We start from the raw sequence: 18050 nt of genomic DNA on the forward strand, positions 1-18050 counted from the left end.
AGGCAGAACAAATCTTCCGAGGATTTTAGAATGGCTGAAATTACCGCATCCCTGGTAAAAGAGCTGCGTGAGCGTACCGCTGCGGGCATGATGGAATGTAAGAAGGCGCTGGTTGAAGCTAATGGCGACATCGAGCTGGCAATCGAAAACATGCGTAAATCTGGCGCAATTAAAGCGGCTAAGAAAGCTGGTAACGTTGCTGCTGATGGCGTGATCAAGACTAAGATCGACGGTAACTACGCTGTGATTCTGGAAGTTAACTGCCAGACCGACTTCGTTGCTAAAGATGCTGGTTTCCAGGCATTTGCTGACAAAGTGCTGGATGCTGCGGTTGCAGGTAAAATCACTGATGTTGACGTGCTGAAAGCACAGTTCGAAGAAGAGCGTGTTGCACTGGTTGCGAAAATTGGTGAGAACATCAACATTCGCCGCGTTTCTGCTCTGGAAGGCGAAGTTCTGGGTAACTACCAACACGGTGCGCGCATCGGTGTTCTGGTTGCCGCTAAAGGCGCTGACGAAGAGCTGGTTAAACACCTGGCTATGCATGTTGCAGCAAGCAAGCCAGAATTCGTTAAGCCAGAAGACGTGTCTGCTGAAGTGGTAGAGAAAGAGTACCAGGTTCAGTTGGAAATCGCGATGCAGTCTGGCAAGCCGAAAGAAATCGCAGAGAAAATGGTTGAAGGCCGTATGAAGAAATTCACCGGTGAAGTTTCTCTGACGGGTCAGCCTTTCGTTATGGATCCAGCCAAGTCTGTTGGTCAACTGCTGAAAGAGCACAACGCTGACGTGACTAACTTCATCCGTTTCGAAGTGGGTGAAGGCATTGAGAAAGTTGAGACTGACTTTGCTGCTGAAGTTGCAGCAATGAGTAAGCAGTCTTAATAACAAAAAAAGAGCCGCCAGTTGGCGGTTCCTTTTTATCCAGCCCAAAGAGTTTTAGTTCGCTTGGTTTCCTGTATTCAGATAGGAGCCGAGTGGAACAGTTTTGATTTTTACAACCCCTCAATACGACGACAGCCTGTAGGATAAGAACACCATGGCAACCAATGCAAAACCCGTCTATCAACGAATCCTGCTGAAGCTCAGTGGCGAAGCTTTACAGGGAACTGAAGGTTTTGGTATCGATGCGAGCATTCTGGATCGCATGGCTCAGGAAGTGAAAGAACTGGTTGAGTTAGGCATTCAGGTCGGTGTAGTTATCGGCGGTGGTAACCTGTTTCGTGGCGCGGGTCTGGCTAAAGCGGGTATGAACCGCGTTGTGGGCGACCACATGGGAATGCTGGCGACCGTCATGAATGGTCTGGCAATGCGTGATGCGTTGCACCGTGCCTATGTGAACGCTCGCCTGATGTCTGCTATTCCGCTGAATGGCGTCTGTGATAACTACAGCTGGGCAGAGGCGATTAGCCTGCTGCGTAATAACCGCGTAGTGATTTTCTCCGCCGGAACAGGCAACCCTTTCTTCACCACAGATTCTGCGGCTTGCCTACGCGGCATTGAGATTGAAGCGGATGTCGTATTGAAAGCGACAAAAGTCGATGGCGTCTATTCTGCCGATCCAGTGAAAGATCCTACAGCGACGATGTATGAAACGCTAACTTATCAAGACGTGTTAGAACGTGAGCTGAAAGTCATGGATCTTGCCGCGTTCACGCTGGCACGCGACCATAATTTACCAATCCGTGTTTTCAACATGAACAAGCCTGGCGCACTGCGTCGCGTTGTCATGGGTGAAAAAGAAGGGACGTTGATTAGTCAGTAATAACGGCTAATCCCGATTATAGGGTAATATATTCTCAGTATTGCTCTATACGCCAGCCACGCGCTGGCATTAATTATTCACCGGGTCATGCACTGCATGGCCTGCCAGGCAACCAGTTTTCAAGGGTTCACAACGTGACTAATGAAATCAGAAAAGATGCTGAAACGCGCATGGACAAATGTGTTGAAGCGTTTAAAAATCAGATCAGCAAAATCCGTACCGGCCGTGCATCGCCTAGCATTCTCGATGGCATCCAGGTTGAATATTATGGCAGCGCAACGCCACTGCGTCAGGTTGCTAACGTTGTCGTAGAAGATTCCCGCACGCTGGCGATTACGGTATTTGATCGTTCGCTTGGCCCAGCGGTTGAGAAAGCGATCATGGCCTCCGATCTCGGCCTGAACCCGTCTTCAGCTGGTACAGTAATCCGTGTTCCACTGCCACCACTGACGGAAGAACGTCGTAAAGATCTGATCAAAGTCGTTCGCGGTGAAGCGGAGCAAGGGCGCGTTTCTGTACGTAACGTGCGCCGCGATGCTAACGACAAACTGAAAGCGCTGCTTAAAGATAAAGCGATCAGTGAAGATGAAGAACGTCGTGCTCAGGACGACGTGCAGAAACTGACTGATAACTTCATTAAGAAAGTGGATGTGGCTCTGGCAGAAAAAGAAGCGGAGCTGATGGAGTTCTAATCAGCCTGTTGGATAGTGCGTCGCAGGGAGCGTGTGGGCTGGCCCCCTTTTTCCTACGGCGCTTTATTTTTATACTCGTCATTCTTCACGTTGCATGTGTGTTGGCCGCGTTCAGCCACCCGAATCACTTACTTGAGTAAGCTCATCGGGATGCCATCTCTAGCCGCCTGCCTGAAACGTGAATTATGTAGAGTATTACAATGGTTATGCAAGGAATGGGTGAAGGCTAGCCCCTCTGGGTAGTAAACAATTTTTTGCTAGGTATATGCTTGTGGCTGTCGTGACTGTGATCGAGAGCAGAGATATATCATGGTAATCGTCTCAGACTCGTGTACCTTCCTGTCATCAAATCCGGTTATTCAGAGCATTTTTAATGAAGCAACTGACAATTCTTGGTTCCACTGGCTCTATTGGCGTCAGTTCGCTGGCCGTCATTAATGCCAACCCCGATAAATTTGCTGTACGCGCGCTCTCTGCCGGACACAACGTCAAGTTGATGTTAGAGCAGTGCCTCGCTTTCCAACCCGCTTATGCCTCAATGGCGGATGAAGCCTCTGCAACCGCCCTGCGCCAGCAGTTGGCGGGCTATGGTTGCAAAACGGAAGTGCTGGCAGGCGTTCAGGCCGCGTGTGACCTTGCTGCATTAGATGGCGTTGATCAGGTCATGGCCGCGATTGTGGGGGCCGCTGGATTATTGCCGACGCTGGCAGCAATCCATGCCGGAAAACAGGTGTTGTTGGCGAACAAAGAATCACTGGTTACCTGTGGGCGTCTCTTCATGGATGCTGTGGCGCAAAGTGACGCGCAGCTTTTACCGATTGATAGTGAACATAATGCGATTTTTCAGAGTTTACCTGAGCAAATTCAGCGCCAATTAGGCTACGCTTCATTGTCGCAGCATGGGGTCGAACGTATTGTTCTGACTGGCTCCGGTGGGCCGTTTCGTGAAACGCCGGTGTCGGCGCTGGCGGATATGACGCCAGATCAGGCGTGCGCGCACCCAAACTGGTCAATGGGGCGCAAAATTTCGGTTGATTCTGCCACGATGATGAACAAGGGGCTGGAGTATATCGAAGCGCGCTGGCTGTTTAATGCTTCTGCCGAAGAGATGGAAGTCATTATCCATCCGCAGTCGGTGATTCACTCGATGGTACGTTACCGTGATGGCAGCGTTCTAGCGCAGTTGGGATCGCCCGATATGCGTACGCCGATTGCTCATGCCATGGCGTATCCTGAACGTGTGACATCGGGGGCAAAAGCGTTAGATTTTTGCCAGATTGGCGAGCTGACATTTTTAGCCCCAGACTATGCGCGCTACCCTTGTTTACAGCTCGCTATTGATGCCTGTAATCATGGTCAGTCGGCCACCACGGCGTTGAACGCCGCAAATGAAATTGCGGTAGCGGCATTTTTGCAGTCGCAAATCCGTTTTACGGATATTGCAGCGGTAAATCGTCAGGTTATTGAACAACTTACATTACCAGAACCCGCCAGCGTTGATGATGTTCTGTTTATCGACGGCTGGGCCAGACAGGCCGCAACACAGACCCTGATACATTACGCGCGGTAGCCGGATAGACCCATGGCACAATTTGTTCATGTGCGGTGGAGGTGGTATAGTCTGCGCCACTCAATGGTTGATTATGCGAAAATTGTTTAATCGACTGTGAAGCTAAGCCGTGATCGTTCACGGCTTTTTTTGCGCTAACGGGGTCTGATGTTACGGAAGGACTGTTGTATTTCTTGCTTGAGGAAATAAGTACGCGTTATGCCGTCCGATAATCAAAAAAATACTAACGATCTGCCACCCGCCGGGCCGCGGCATGTTGCCATTATCATGGATGGCAATGGTCGCTGGGCGAAAAGCCGGGGGAAAATGCGGATTTTTGGCCATCAGGCTGGTGTAAAGGCTGTGCGACGTTCGGTCAGTTTTGCAGTGAGCCAAGGGCTGGATGCACTGACACTTTACGCATTTAGCAGTGAAAACTGGAACCGTCCGGCGCAGGAAGTTTCCGCACTCATGGAACTGTTTGTTAGGGCGCTGGACAGCGAAGTGAAAAGCTTGCACAAGCACAATGTCCGCCTGCGGGTCATTGGCGATATCGGCCGCTTCAGTCCGCGTTTGCAAGAACGAATCCGCCGTTCAGAAGCACTGACAGAAAAGAATCAGGGGCTCACACTGAATATTGCCGCGAATTATGGCGGCCGTTGGGATATTATTCAGGGAGTACGGCAACTTGCAGAGCAGGTGCAGGAAGGCATTCTGCGCCCTGATAGCATTAATGAAGCGTCATTATGTCAGTACATCTGTCTGAATGATCTGGCTCCGGTTGATTTGGTGATCAGAACCGGTGGAGAACACCGCATCAGTAATTTTCTTCTGTGGCAAATTGCTTATGCTGAATTTTACTTTACTGATGTCCTCTGGCCTGATTTCGATGAACAAGTCTTTGAAGGTGCGCTGAATGCTTTTGCACAACGCGAGCGCCGCTTCGGGGGAACAACACCTATCGATGCTGATGCATCCTAGGGGGAACTTTTGCTGAAGTATCGCCTGATTACTGCTTTTATTTTGATCCCGATTGTTATTGCAGCACTTTTCTTGCTGCCTCCTCTGGGATTCACGTTGGTTACGCTAGCTGTCTGTATGCTAGCGGCGTGGGAATGGGGCCAGTTGGCGGGGTTTGCCTCTTATGGTCAACGCCTATGGCTCGCGATCCTGTGTGGTTTCTTGCTGGCGTTGATGCTGTTATCACTCCCGGCCTACCATTATTCCGTTCATATTCCGCAAATCAGTATCGCGCTGTGGTCATCACTGGTGTGGTGGGGTGTCGCGCTGCTGTTGGTGCTGTTCTATCCGGCTTCTGCTTCATTCTGGCGTCATTCGCGTACATTGCGACTGGTGTTCGGTATCATGACGATCGTGCCGTTTTTCTGGGGCATGGTCGCGCTTCGCCATTACGATTACGCGATTAATCCATTCGCTGGTGCCTGGTGGCTGCTGTACGTCATGCTGTTGGTGTGGGGGGCAGACAGCGGTGCCTACATGTTCGGTAAACTGTTTGGTAAGCGTAAACTCGCGCCAAAAGTCTCGCCGGGCAAAACCTGGGAAGGCTTTCTCGGTGGTCTGGCAACCTCTGCGTTAATCTCTGTGCTGTTTAGCCTGTATGCGCCGTTAACGGTAGCGCCAGCGACGTTGTTGATTTGTTCCATCGCCGCTGCGCTGGCCTCGGTGCTGGGTGATTTGACGGAAAGTATGTTCAAACGCGAGGCGGGCATCAAAGACAGTAGCCATTTGATTCCGGGGCACGGTGGCGTGCTCGATCGTATCGACAGCCTGACTGCTGCGGTTCCTGTGTTCTCTTGCCTGATGCTGCTGCTGTTTAAAGTGGCTTAGAATAAAGCGGTAGAGCTATTTATGCTGAGTTTTCTTTGGAATCTTGCCGCGTTTATCATTGCACTGGGTGTGCTGGTCACTGTCCATGAATTTGGGCATTTCTGGGTCGCGCGCCGCTGTGGTGTGAAGGTCGAACGCTTTTCTGTCGGTTTCGGACGCGCGCTATGGCGTCGTCGCGATCGCACGGGTACAGAATTCGTGATTGCGCTGATCCCGCTTGGCGGCTACGTCAAGATGCTGGATGAGCGCGTCGACACGGTTGCGCCAGAATTCCGTCACCAATCATTTAACAGTAAAACGGTCTGGCAGCGTGCGGCCATCGTTAGCGCCGGCCCAATTGCCAATTTCCTGTTTGCGATTGTGGCCTACTGGCTGGTGTTTATTCTCGGTGTACCCGGCGTGCGTCCGGTAGTAGGTGAAATACTGCCCAACTCCATCGCGGCGCAGGCGGAAATGTCGGCGGGAACGGAACTAAAGTCCGTTGATGGTATCGAAACGCCTGATTGGGATGCTGCGCGTCTGGCTCTGATCGGTAAAATCGGCGATAGCGATGTTGTGATCGGAACCGCACCTTTAGGCTCTGACCGTGTCGTTCAAAAAACGCTGGATTTACGTGAGTGGCAGTTTGAACCGGATAAGCAAGATCCCGCCGCCTCACTTGGGATTATTCCGCGTGGTCCGCAAATCGAGCCGGTACTGCATCAGGTGCAGGCAGGGTCGGCGGCGGAAAAAGCAGGTTTGCAAGTCGGGGATAGGATCGTTAAAGTCGACGGGCAGGCGCTAGCGCAATGGCGTGATTTTGTCATCGCCGTGCGCGATAACCCCGGACAATCTATTGCTCTGGAGGTGGAGCGTAATGGTTCAACAGTACCGTTGACGTTAACACCAGACAGCAAATCTGTGGGAAGTGGCAGAGTTGAAGGGCTGGCAGGCGTAATGCCAAGCGTGACGCCACTGCCTGAGGAATACAGAACTGTGCGCCAGTATGGGCCGTTCAGCGCTGTCTACCAGGCAACAGATAAAACCTGGCAACTGATGAAATTGACCGTCAGTATGTTAGGGAAACTGGTTATGGGTGATGTTAAGCTGAACAACCTGAGCGGTCCCATTTCGATTGCACAGGGGGCTGGAATGTCAGCAGATTATGGATTGATTTATTACCTGATGTTTTTGGCTTTAATCAGTGTCAATTTGGGGATCATCAATCTATTCCCTCTGCCGGTATTGGATGGTGGACACCTGCTCTTTCTTGCGGTTGAAAAGTTGAAGGGCAGGCCGGTTTCTGAGCGTGTGCAGGACGTTAGCTATCGCATTGGTACAGTGTTGCTGATGTTGTTAATGGGACTCGCACTTTTCAATGATTTCTCTCGTCTCTAGGCGCGGGATTAGGTTAGGAAAAACGCATAACAACGATGGCGATCAAAAAGTTGCTCATAGCGTCGCTGCTGTTTAGCAGCGCAACCGTATACGGTGCAGACGGGTTCGTAGTGAAGGACATTCATTTCGAGGGCCTGCAAAGAGTTGCCGTCGGGGCGGCATTACTCAGTATGCCAGTCCGCGTTGGTGATACCATCGGTGACGATGATATCGGTAACACCATCCGTGCCTTGTTTGCGACCGGAAATTTTGAAGATGTTCGTGTCCTGCGCGATGGCGAAACGCTGATTGTGCAGGTGAAGGAACGTCCAACCATCGCCAGCGTCACGTTTTCCGGCAATAAGTCAGTCAAAGACGACATGCTGAAAGAAAACCTGGAGGCTTCCGGCGTGCGCGTCGGTGAAGCGTTGGACCGGACTGCGCTCACCAGCATCGAAAAAGGACTGGAAGATTTCTACTACAGCGTGGGTAAGTACAGTGCGTCGGTTAAAGCCGTTGTCACACCGCTCCCGCGTAACCGCGTAGACCTGAAACTGGTCTTCACGGAAGGCGTTTCCGCCAAGATTCAGCAGATTAATATTGTTGGTAATAAAGCATTTAGCTCCGACGAATTGATCTCTCGTTTCCAACTGCGTGATGAAGTGCCGTGGTGGAACGTGGTGGGCGATCGTAAATATCAGAAACAAAAGCTGTCTGGCGATCTGGAAACCCTACGGAGTTTCTATCTGGATCGTGGCTATGCGCGTTTCAACATCGATTCCACTCAGGTGAGCCTGACGCCAGATAAAAAAGGCATCTACATCACCATCAATATGACGGAAGGCGAGCAGTACAAGCTGTCCGGCGTAGCGGTGAAAGGTAATCTGGCTGGTCACTCTGCGGAAATCGAAGGGTTGACGAAGATTGAACCGGGTGAACTCTACAACGGGACGAAAGTGACCCGAATGGAAGAGGACATCAAGAAGCTGCTGGGTCGTTATGGCTATGCTTATCCGCGCGTGGTGACACAGCCGGAAATTAATGACGCAGACAAAACGGTGAAATTAAACATCAACGTTGATGCTGGTAACCGTTTCTACGTGCGTCATATCCGCTTTGACGGTAACGACACGTCTAAAGACTCCGTTCTGCGCCGTGAAATGCGCCAGATGGAAGGGGCATGGTTAGGCAACGATCTGGTTGAGCAGGGCAAAGAGCGTTTAAACCGACTGGGATACTTTGAAAGCGTTGATGTAGAAACGCAGCGTGTTCCCGGCGTGGCCGATCAGGTTGATGTAACGTATAAAGTCAAAGAGCGTAATACGGGGACATTCAACTTTGGTGTCGGTTTCGGTACAGAAAGTGGCGTGAGCTTCCAGGCTGGGGTTCAGCAGGACAACTGGCTGGGAACGGGTAACTCCGTAGGTATCAGCGGGACTAAAAACGACTACCAGACGTATGTCGAGCTGTCACTGACCGATCCGTACTTTACCGTTGATGGCGTTAGCCTCGGTGGCCGTGTCTTCTATAACAAATTTGAGGCGTCTGACGCCGATCTGTCTGACTACACCAACGTGAGTTATGGCGTTGGCAGTACCTTGGGCTTCCCGATTAACGAGAATAACTCACTGCGTGTCGGTCTGGATTATGTCCATAACGATCTGTCGGATATGAGACCGCAGGTGGCGATGTGGCGTTATCTGGATTCCGTGGGGGTTAATCCTTCTGTGGTTGGCGAGAATGTCAAATCTAGCGCAGATTTCAAAGCGAACGATTTCTTCCTGAATACCGGATGGTCGTATAACAATCTGGATCGCGGCTACTTCCCGACGAAGGGGACTCGTGCGTCTGCGAATGCTAAAGTTGCGGTGCCGGGTTCTGACAACGAATACTACAAACTGACGTTTGACTCCGCGAGCTACTATCCGTTGACTGACAGCGGTAAATGGGTGGTGATGGGGCGTACGCGCGCAGGCTTTGCTGATGGCATCGGTAGTAAGGAAGTGCCGTTCTACGACAACTTCTATGCCGGTGGTTCCAGCACGGTGCGTGGTTTTCAGTCGAATACCATCGGTCCTAAGGCTGCATATTACAAATGTAATGGTAGCGAGTCTTCCTATGCGAATTGCCCGATCGATTCAACCAATCTGGATGACGCGGTAGGTGGTAATGCGATGGCCGTGCTGAGTGCGGAACTTATCGTGCCGACGCCGTTTATCAGTGATAAATACGCGAACTCTGTCCGTACTTCCTTCTTCGTGGATGGCGGTACGGTATGGGATACCAACTGGGAAAATACACCTGCAACGATTGCTGCGGGCGTACCGGATTACAGTAAAGCGAGCAACTTCCGTGTTTCCAGCGGTATCGCGTTGCAATGGATGTCTCCGCTTGGGCCATTGGTCTTCTCCTATGCCCAGCCGGTTAAAAAGTACGATGGAGACAAGTCGGAACAGTTCCAGTTTAACATTGGCAAAACCTGGTAGTGTGACGTCAATCGGTTGTATGCAGGGAATGTCGCATCGTTGTTCATGGATATGAATGGTTGAACATAGGCCGTTCATATCATGACGCGATGCTCATAATTACAGTGTTAAGACACAAATTAGGTTAGGTTGAGGAGTTTATAGTGAAAAAGTGGTTATGTGCCGCAGGCCTCGGTTTAGCATTGGCTGCTTCAGCCAGCGTTCAGGCTGCTGATAAAATTGCCGTTGTTAACGTCTCTAGCATTTTCCAACAGTTGCCGCAGCGTGAAACCGTTGGCAAACAGCTGGAAAACGAATTCAAAGGTCGAGCTTCTGAACTGCAAACGATGGAAAGCAATTTACAGAGCAAGATGCAGAAGCTGCAACGTGATGGTTCTACCATGAAAGCGAGCGAGCGCAGCAAAATGGAGAAGGACGTCATGGCTCAGCGCGAGCAGTTCTCCACTAAAGCGCAGGCTTTTGAGCAGGATAACCGTCGCCGTCAGACTGAAGAACGTAACAAAATCCTGAGCCGCATTCAGGATGCGGTGAAAGCCGTTGCAACCAAAGAAGGTTATGATGTTGTGATTGACGCTAACGCGGTTGCGTATGTCGCCAATGCTAAAGACATTACTGCCGATGTGCTGAAACAGGTTAAATAATACATGTATTCAATTCGACTGGACGCGTTAGCTCAACAGTTGGATGCACAATTACACGGTGATGGCGATATCGTCATCACCGGTGTTGCTTCTATGCATTCAGCAAAAACTGGGCAAATTACGTTTCTTTCCGACAGTCGTTACCGTGAGCAACTGGCCGGGACGCAAGCGTCCGTGGTCGTGCTGACGGAAGCGGATTTACCTTACTGTCAGGTTGCGGCGCTGGTAGTGAAGAATCCCTACCTTACCTATGCGCGTATGGCGCAACTGCTGGATACGACGCCGCAGCCAGCAACTGATATTGCGCCGAGCGCGGTTATTGCGCCAGACGCGACGCTGGGTCAGAACGTGTCCGTTGGCGCAAATGCCGTCATCGAATCTGGTGCACTGTTGGGAGATGGCGTTGTCATTGGCCCTGGCTGCTTTATCGGCAAAGATGCTCGCATTGGTGCCGGTACGCGCTTATGGGCAAATGTCACGATTTATCACCGCGTTGAACTGGGTGAACATTGCCTGATCCAGTCGGGAACGGTGATTGGTTCTGACGGCTTTGGCTATGCCAACGATCGCGGCAACTGGGTGAAGATCCCGCAGTTGGGGACGGTCAGAATTGGCGATCGGGTTGAGATTGGCGCGAGCACAACCATCGATCGTGGTGCGTTGGATGATACGGTCATTGGCAATGGTGTTATCATTGATAACCAATGTCAGATTGCGCACAACGTCGTGATTGGCGACAATACCGCGGTCGCGGGTGGCGTCATTATGGCGGGGAGCTTGAAAATTGGTCGTTATTGCATGATCGGTGGTGCCAGTGTGATCAATGGGCACATGGAGATCTGCGATAAAGTAACGGTAACGGGAATGGGGATGGTCATGCGACCAATCACAGAACCTGGGGTATACTCTTCGGGCATTCCTTTGCAACCCAATAAAGTGTGGCGCAAAACTGCAGCGCTGGTGATGAATATTGATGAGATAAGCAAACGGCTGAAAGCCGTTGAACGAAAAGTCGATAACGTTTAATCACTCGCGTTTTATTTGCGGCCTGCCTGAAGACACCTAATTTAGGGTCTGTGCAGGCCGTGTTGTTGATGGCATCAGTTTTTATGGACAGGAAGAGTATTTTGACTACTGACACTCATACTCTGCATATTGAAGAGATTTTAGAATTATTACCGCACCGTTTCCCGTTTTTGCTGGTTGATCGGGTACTGGATTTTGAAGAAGGGAAATTTCTGCGGGCGGTGAAAAACGTCTCTTTCAACGAACCCTTCTTCCAGGGCCATTTCCCGGGCAAACCGATTTTTCCCGGCGTGCTGATTCTGGAAGCAATGGCTCAGGCCACCGGTATTCTTGCGTTTAAAAGCGTGGGTAAACTGGAACCGGGTGAGCTGTACTATTTCGCCGCTGTTGACGAAGCGCGCTTTAAGCGCCCCGTGCAGCCAGGCGATCAAATGATCCTTGAAGTTGAATTCATCAAAGAGCGTCGCGGCGTTGCGCGCTTTAAAGGTGTTGCCAAAGTTGATGGCGAAGTGGCCTGTGAAGCGTCAATGATGTGTGCTCGCCGTCGGGAGTCCTGATAACGTGATTGATCAAACCGCCTTTATTCACCCTAGTTCGATTGTTGAAGACGGTGCCATCATTGGCGCTGGCGTTCATATTGGCCCGTTCTGCTATATCGGTTCTCAGGTTGAGATCGGTGAAGGGACGGTGCTGAAATCACATGTCGTCGTCAATGGCGTCACTAAAATTGGTCGCGACAACGAAATCTATCAGTTCACGTCAATTGGTGAAGTGAACCAGGATCTCAAATATGCCGGGGAACCGACCCGCGTTGAGATTGGCGATCGTAACCGCATCCGTGAAAGCGTCACGATTCATCGTGGCACGACACAGGGCGGTGGGTTGACTAAAGTCGGTAGCGATAACCTGTTGATGATCAACACGCATATCGCGCATGACTGCGTAGTGGGTAGCCGTTGTATTCTGGCGAATAACGCGACGTTGGGCGGCCACGTTTCCGTCGATGATTTTGCGATTATCGGTGGAATGACGGCGGTACACCAGTTCTGTATCATCGGTGCCCACGTTATGGTTGGCGGGTGTTCCGGTGTGGCGCAAGACGTGCCGCCGTATGTTATCGCTCAGGGTAACCACGCTACGCCGTTCGGCCTGAACATTGAAGGTCTGAAGCGTCGTGGATTCGAAAAAGATACCCTGCACGCGATTCGTAACGCGTACAAACTGCTCTACCGCAGCGGTAAAACGTTAGACGAAGTGAAACCGGAAATTGAAGCGCTGGCGGCTGAACACCCGGCGGTGAAGGCGTTTACCGATTTCTTTGCCCGTTCTACTCGCGGCATTATTCGTTAATCCATGTCATCACGTCCTTTGACTATTGGGCTGGTCGCCGGAGAAACTTCCGGCGACATCCTTGGCGCAGGCCTGATCCGGGCGCTAAAAGAAAAGGTGCCGGATGCGCGGTTTGTCGGCGTTGCCGGGCCGCGTATGCAGGCCGAAGGCTGTGAAGCTTGGTACGAAATGGAAGAGCTGGCCGTCATGGGTATTGTGGAAGTGCTGGAGCGACTTCCTCGCCTGCTGAAAATTCGGCGGGATTTAACCCAACGCTTCAGCGAACTCCAGCCCGATGTCTTCGTAGGCATTGATGCTCCTGATTTCAATATCACGCTAGAGGGCAACCTCAAGCAACGCGGTATCAACACCATTCACTACGTCAGCCCGTCTGTGTGGGCATGGCGGCAAAAACGCGTTTTCAAAATAGGTAAAGCGACTAATCTGGTGCTGGCCTTCTTGCCTTTTGAAAAAGCGTTTTACGATCGGTTCAATGTGCCCTGTCGCTTTATCGGTCATACTATGGCCGATGCGATGCCGCTGCATCCCGATAAGCTGGCAGCCCGTGCGACGTTGGGTATTGCGCCCGATGTCCATTGTCTGGCGCTATTGCCGGGCAGTCGCGGTGCAGAAGTTGAAATGCTTAGCGCGGATTTTCTCAATACGGCTGTGCTACTGCGTCAGCATTTTCCCGATCTGGAAATCGTGGTGCCGCTCGTCAACAGCAAACGGCGTGAACAGTTTGAGCGGATAAAAAGTAGTGTGGCTCCCGATTTGCGCGTGCATCTGCTGGATGGGCTGGCGCGTGAAGCTATGGTTGCCAGTGATGCGGCACTATTGGCATCAGGTACGGCGGCGCTGGAGTGCATGCTGGCTAAATGCCCGATGGTTGTCGGCTATCGTATGAAGCCTTTTACCTTCTGGCTAGCACAGCGCTTGGTCAAAACGCCGTGGGTGTCGCTGCCGAATTTACTGGCCGGGCGTGAGCTGGTGACGGAATTGCTACAGACTGAGTGTACGCCGGAGAAGCTGGCTGCTGCGCTACTGCCGCTGTTTGCCGATACGGAAGAAAGGGTTGAGCTACGCACGACGTTTGTGGATTTGCATCAGCAGATCCGCTGTAACGCCGATGAGCAAGCGGCTCAGGCGGTACTGGAATTAGTAAAGCCATGTTAGTAAAACCATCCAATAAAACCATGAGTGAAATATTTATCTATCCGCAGGCGACCTGTATCGCTGGCGTTGATGAAGTGGGGCGCGGCCCTCTGGTTGGCGCGGTCGTAACGGCTGCGGTGATTCTGGATCCAACTAGGCCAATTGTCGGGTTGGCGGACTCCAAACAGCTGAGTGAAAAACGTCGGCTGTCGCTCTATGATGAAATCAAAGAGAAGGCGCTGGCGTGGAGCCTTGGCCGTGCGGAACCGGAAGAGATTGATCAACTGAATATCCTGCATGCTACCATGTTGGCAATGCAGCGTGCGGTGGCTGGATTGGCTATCGTGCCTGATTTTGTTCTCATTGACGGCAACCGTTGCCCGGCATTGCCAATGCCCGCGCAGGCGGTCGTTAAAGGGGATAGCCGTGTGGCAGAAATTAGTGCGGCCTCGATTATGGCGAAAGTCACTCGCGATCGTGAGATGGTCGAGTTAGATCAACGCTTCCCCGCCTATGGTTTTGCCCAACATAAAGGTTATCCAACGGCTTTTCATCTGGAGAAACTGGCCGCACTGGGTGCCACCGAGTTTCACCGTCGGAGCTTCGCGCCAGTCAAACGTGCATTAGGTCTGGCGTAAACATCATCATTAACTCTCGGTATGGCGTGCGCACGTAAGCGTGTCGTTGCCATGCTGACTAATCGATAAATTCTGGGATCTGGAGATGGCCGAACCACGTTTTGTTCACCTGCGTGTTCATAGTGACTATTCCATGATCGATGGGCTGGCCAAAGTCGGTCCGCTGGTAAAAAAAGCGGCGGCACTCGGCATGCCAGCGCTGGCGATTACCGATTTTACCAACCTGTGTGGGCTGGTTAAATTCTATGGCGGCGCGCATGGCGCGGGAATCAAGCCCATTATCGGCGCAGATTTCTGTGTCGAAAGCGATGAATTGGGTGATGAGCTCGCGCATCTTACCGTCCTGGCAATGAATAATGCTGGCTACCAGAATCTCACGCTGCTGATTTCCCACGCTTATCAGCGAGGTTATGGTGCTGCCGGGCCGACGATTGACAGGGATTGGCTGGTTGAGCATCAGGAAGGGCTGATTTTACTGTCTGGCGGCCGTCGGGGTGACGTCGGCCGATTTTTGCTGCGTGGTAATCAGGCGCAGGCCGAACAGTGTCTGGCCTTCTATCAGGAACACTTTCCCCAGCGTTACTATCTGGAATTGATCCGCACGTCCCGTCCCGATGAAGAAAGCTATTTGCACGCGGCCGTCGAGCTGGCGACGAAGCACGGGATACCCGTGGTGGCGACCAATGAAGTGTGTTTTATCAGTACTGATGATTTTGATGCTCACGAAATCCGCGTAGCGATTCACGATGGCTACACGCTTGATGACCCCAAACGTCCACGTAATTACAGTCCGCAGCAGTACATGCGTTCCGAAGAGGAGATGTGCGAGCTGTTTGCGGATATCCCGGAAGCATTGGCGAACAGCGTTGAAATTGCTAAGCGCTGTAATGTAACGATTCGTCTGGGTGAGTATTTCCTGCCGCAGTTCCCGACGGGCGATATGAGTACGGAAGATTTTCTGGTTCAGTGCTCGAAAAAAGGGCTGGAGGAGCGTCTCGAATTCCTGTTCCCTGACCCAGAAGTGCGCGCTGAGCGTCGGCCTGAATATGATGAGCGTCTGGACATTGAACTGGGCGTAATCAACCAGATGGGATTCCCCGGCTACTTCCTAATCGTAATGGAATTTATCCAGTGGTCGAAGGATAACGATGTGCCTGTTGGGCCAGGACGTGGTTCCGGTGCGGGCTCGTTAGTGGCCTACGCGCTGAAAATCACCGATCTGGATCCGCTGGAATTCGACCTGCTGTTCGAACGTTTCCTCAACCCTGAACGTGTCTCCATGCCTGACTTCGACGTCGATTTCTGCATGGAAAAACGCGACAAGGTTATCGACCACGTCGCGGAAATGTACGGGCGTGATGCGGTGTCGCAAATTATCACTTTCGGTACGATGGCGGCGAAAGCGGTAATTCGTGATGTAGGGCGCGTGCTCGGGCATCCTTATGGGTTTGTCGATCGTATTTCAAAACTGGTGCCGCCCGATCCGGGGATGACGCTGGAAAAAGCGTTTGCCGCTGAGCCACAGCTGCCGGAAATTTATGAAGCCGATGAGGAAGTTAAGGCGCTCATCGATATGGCGCGCAAGCTCGAAGGGGTAACGCGTAACGCCGGTAAACATGCGGGTGGGGTGGTGATATCCCCCACCAAGATTACCGATTTCGCACCACTGTATTGCGATGCGGAAGGGAACCATCCGGTTACCCAGTTTGATAAAAATGACGTGGAATATGCCGGGCTGGTGAAGTTCGACTTCCTTGGCCTGCGTACGCTGACCATCATCGACTGGGCGCTTGGGATGATTAACGCCCGTCGCGCGAAACAAGGGCAGGAGCCGATTGATATTGCGGCTATTCCGCTCGACGATAAGAAAAGCTTCGACATGCTGCAACGCTCGGAAACCACCGCGGTATTCCAGCTTGAATCGCGCGGCATGAAAGATCTGATCAAACGCCTTAAGCCCGACTGTTTTGAAGATATGATCGCACTGGTGGCCCTGTTCCGCCCTGGGCCGCTGCAATCCGGCATGGTAGATAACTTCATCGACCGTAAACATGGCCGTGAAGCGATCTCGTATCCTGATATCGAATGGCAGCACGAGTCACTCAAACCTGTTCTGGAGCCGACCTACGGCATTATCCTGTATCAGGAACAGGTCATGCAGATCGCACAGGTTCTGGCAGGCTATACGCTGGGCGGCGCGGACATGCTGCGTCGTGCGATGGGGAAAAAGAACCCGGTCGAAATGGCGAAGCAGCGTGGTGGCTTCGAAGATGGCGCCAAATCTCGCGGCGTGAACGGCGAACTGGCGGTTAAGATTTTCGACCTGGTGGAAAAATTCGCTGGTTACGGCTTTAATAAATCTCACTCTGCGGCTTACGCGCTGGTGTCTTACCAAACGCTGTGGCTGAAAGCGCACTATCCGGCAGAATTCATGGCGGCGGTGATGACAGCCGATATGGACAACACGGATAAAGTGGTCGGCCTGGTTGATGAATGCTGGCGGATGGGGTTAAAAATTCTGCCCCCGGACATCAACAGCGGGCTGTATCACTTCCACGTTAACGACGATGGCGAGATTGTTTACGGCATCGGCGCGATTAAAGGTGTGGGTGAAGGTCCGATTGAGGCGATTATAGAAGCGCGTAATCAGGGCGGCTATTTTAGAGAGCTGTTTGACCTCTGCGCGCGAACCGACATTAAAAAGCTGAACCGCCGCGTGCTGGAAAAGCTGATTATGTCTGGGGCATTCGACCGTCTGGGGCCACACCGTGCCGCGCTGATGAATTCATTGCCTGATGCGCTGAAGGCCGCCGATCAGCACGCGAAAGCGGAAGCTATTGGTCAGGTGGATATGTTCGGCGTGCTGGCCGATGCGCCTGAACAGGTTGAGCAATCCTACAGTACGGTGCCACCGTGGCCGGAGCAGGTGGTGCTGGATGGTGAACGGGAAACGCTGGGGCTATATCTGACCGGCCACCCGATCACACAATATATTAAGGAAATTGAACGCTATGCCAATGGCGTGCGTTTGAAAGATATGCACCCGACGGATCGGGGTAAAATGACCACTGCCGTAGGGCTGGTGTTGGCGGCTCGCGTCATGGTTACCAAGCGGGGTAACCGTATTGGTGTCTGCACATTGGACGATCGCTCCGGTCGTCTTGAGATTATGCTGTTTACCGATGCATTGGAAAAATATCAGCATTTACTCGAGAAAGACCGTATCCTTATCGCCAGTGGACAGGTCAGCTTTGATGACTTCAGCGGCGGGCTTAAAATGACCGTCCGAGAGTTAATGGATATCAGTGAAGCGCGGGAAAAATACGCGCGCGGGCTTGCTATCTCGCTGACTGACAGGCAAATTGATGACCAGCTATTAAACCGTCTCCGCCAATCGTTGGAACCCCATCGATCGGGGACGATCCCAGTGCATCTCTATTACCAGCGTGAAGATGCGCGCGCACGACTACGTTTCGGCGCAGCATGGCGTGTAACGCCTGCCGATGCGCTACTGAACGAGCTGCGCACATTAGTGGGTAATGAGCAGGTGGAACTGGAATTTGACTAA

Annotated in this window: 15 protein-coding genes; all 15 read left to right on the forward strand. The window is 52.0% G+C overall.

Annotated elements, in window-relative coordinates:
* The first annotated feature begins 30 nt into the window (after positions 1–30).
* Positions 31–882, forward strand: coding sequence for a translation elongation factor Ts (tsf, locus tag KKH3_RS03735; RefSeq protein ID WP_010284820.1), 852 nt, complete (start codon positions 31–33; stop codon positions 880–882).
* Between the two features lie 154 nt (positions 883–1036).
* Positions 1037–1762 (forward strand): UMP kinase, encoded by a 726-nt coding sequence (pyrH, locus tag KKH3_RS03740; protein ID WP_010296404.1) that lies wholly within the window; start codon positions 1037–1039, stop codon positions 1760–1762.
* 134 nt (positions 1763–1896) lie between these two features.
* Positions 1897–2454 carry a ribosome recycling factor gene (frr, locus tag KKH3_RS03745; protein ID WP_014914447.1) on the forward strand — a complete coding sequence of 186 codons (558 nt, stop codon included), beginning with the start codon at positions 1897–1899 and terminating at the stop codon, positions 2452–2454.
* A 373-nt stretch (positions 2455–2827) separates the two neighbouring features.
* Complete coding sequence (ispC, locus tag KKH3_RS03750; protein ID WP_039355938.1) at positions 2828–4024, forward strand: 1-deoxy-D-xylulose-5-phosphate reductoisomerase; 1197 nt, start codon at positions 2828–2830, stop codon at positions 4022–4024.
* A 198-nt stretch (positions 4025–4222) separates the two neighbouring features.
* A complete protein-coding gene (gene ispU, locus KKH3_RS03755) occupies positions 4223–4984 on the forward strand; it encodes a (2E,6E)-farnesyl-diphosphate-specific ditrans,polycis-undecaprenyl-diphosphate synthase (protein ID WP_039355942.1) in 762 nt (253 codons plus the stop codon).
* Between the two features lie 9 nt (positions 4985–4993).
* Positions 4994–5851, forward strand: coding sequence for a phosphatidate cytidylyltransferase (cdsA, locus tag KKH3_RS03760; RefSeq protein WP_039355945.1), 858 nt, complete (start codon positions 4994–4996; stop codon positions 5849–5851).
* Between the two features lie 21 nt (positions 5852–5872).
* Positions 5873–7228 (forward strand): sigma E protease regulator RseP, encoded by a 1356-nt coding sequence (gene rseP, locus KKH3_RS03765; protein ID WP_039355947.1) that lies wholly within the window; start codon positions 5873–5875, stop codon positions 7226–7228.
* A gap of 35 nt (positions 7229–7263) precedes the next feature.
* Positions 7264–9693 carry an outer membrane protein assembly factor BamA gene (bamA, locus tag KKH3_RS03770; protein WP_039355950.1) on the forward strand — a complete coding sequence of 810 codons (2430 nt, stop codon included), beginning with the start codon at positions 7264–7266 and terminating at the stop codon, positions 9691–9693.
* A gap of 143 nt (positions 9694–9836) precedes the next feature.
* Complete coding sequence (gene skp / locus KKH3_RS03775) at positions 9837–10334, forward strand: molecular chaperone Skp (RefSeq protein ID WP_039355952.1); 498 nt, start codon at positions 9837–9839, stop codon at positions 10332–10334.
* A gap of 3 nt (positions 10335–10337) precedes the next feature.
* Positions 10338–11360, forward strand: a complete 1023-nt coding sequence (gene lpxD / locus KKH3_RS03780) for a UDP-3-O-(3-hydroxymyristoyl)glucosamine N-acyltransferase (protein ID WP_039355954.1) — start codon at positions 10338–10340, stop codon at positions 11358–11360.
* Positions 11361–11443: 83 nt separating this feature from the next.
* A complete protein-coding gene (gene fabZ / locus KKH3_RS03785; RefSeq protein ID WP_172644777.1) occupies positions 11444–11917 on the forward strand; it encodes a 3-hydroxyacyl-ACP dehydratase FabZ in 474 nt (157 codons plus the stop codon).
* 4 nt (positions 11918–11921) lie between these two features.
* The gene (lpxA, locus tag KKH3_RS03790) at positions 11922–12710 is read left to right on the forward strand and encodes an acyl-ACP--UDP-N-acetylglucosamine O-acyltransferase (protein WP_039355957.1); all 789 of its coding nucleotides are present in this window, start codon (positions 11922–11924) and stop codon (positions 12708–12710) included.
* A gap of 3 nt (positions 12711–12713) precedes the next feature.
* Positions 12714–13865, forward strand: coding sequence for a lipid-A-disaccharide synthase (lpxB, locus tag KKH3_RS03795; protein ID WP_039355960.1), 1152 nt, complete (start codon positions 12714–12716; stop codon positions 13863–13865).
* A gap of 20 nt (positions 13866–13885) precedes the next feature.
* Positions 13886–14482 (forward strand): ribonuclease HII, encoded by a 597-nt coding sequence (gene rnhB, locus KKH3_RS03800; RefSeq protein ID WP_039362104.1) that lies wholly within the window; start codon positions 13886–13888, stop codon positions 14480–14482.
* 85 nt (positions 14483–14567) lie between these two features.
* Positions 14568–18050: a DNA polymerase III subunit alpha gene (gene dnaE, locus KKH3_RS03805; protein ID WP_039355964.1), complete on the forward strand. Its 3483-nt coding sequence runs from the start codon at positions 14568–14570 to the stop codon at positions 18048–18050.

The organism is Pectobacterium actinidiae (assembly GCF_000803315.1).
Taxonomy (GTDB): domain Bacteria; phylum Pseudomonadota; class Gammaproteobacteria; order Enterobacterales; family Enterobacteriaceae; genus Pectobacterium; species Pectobacterium actinidiae.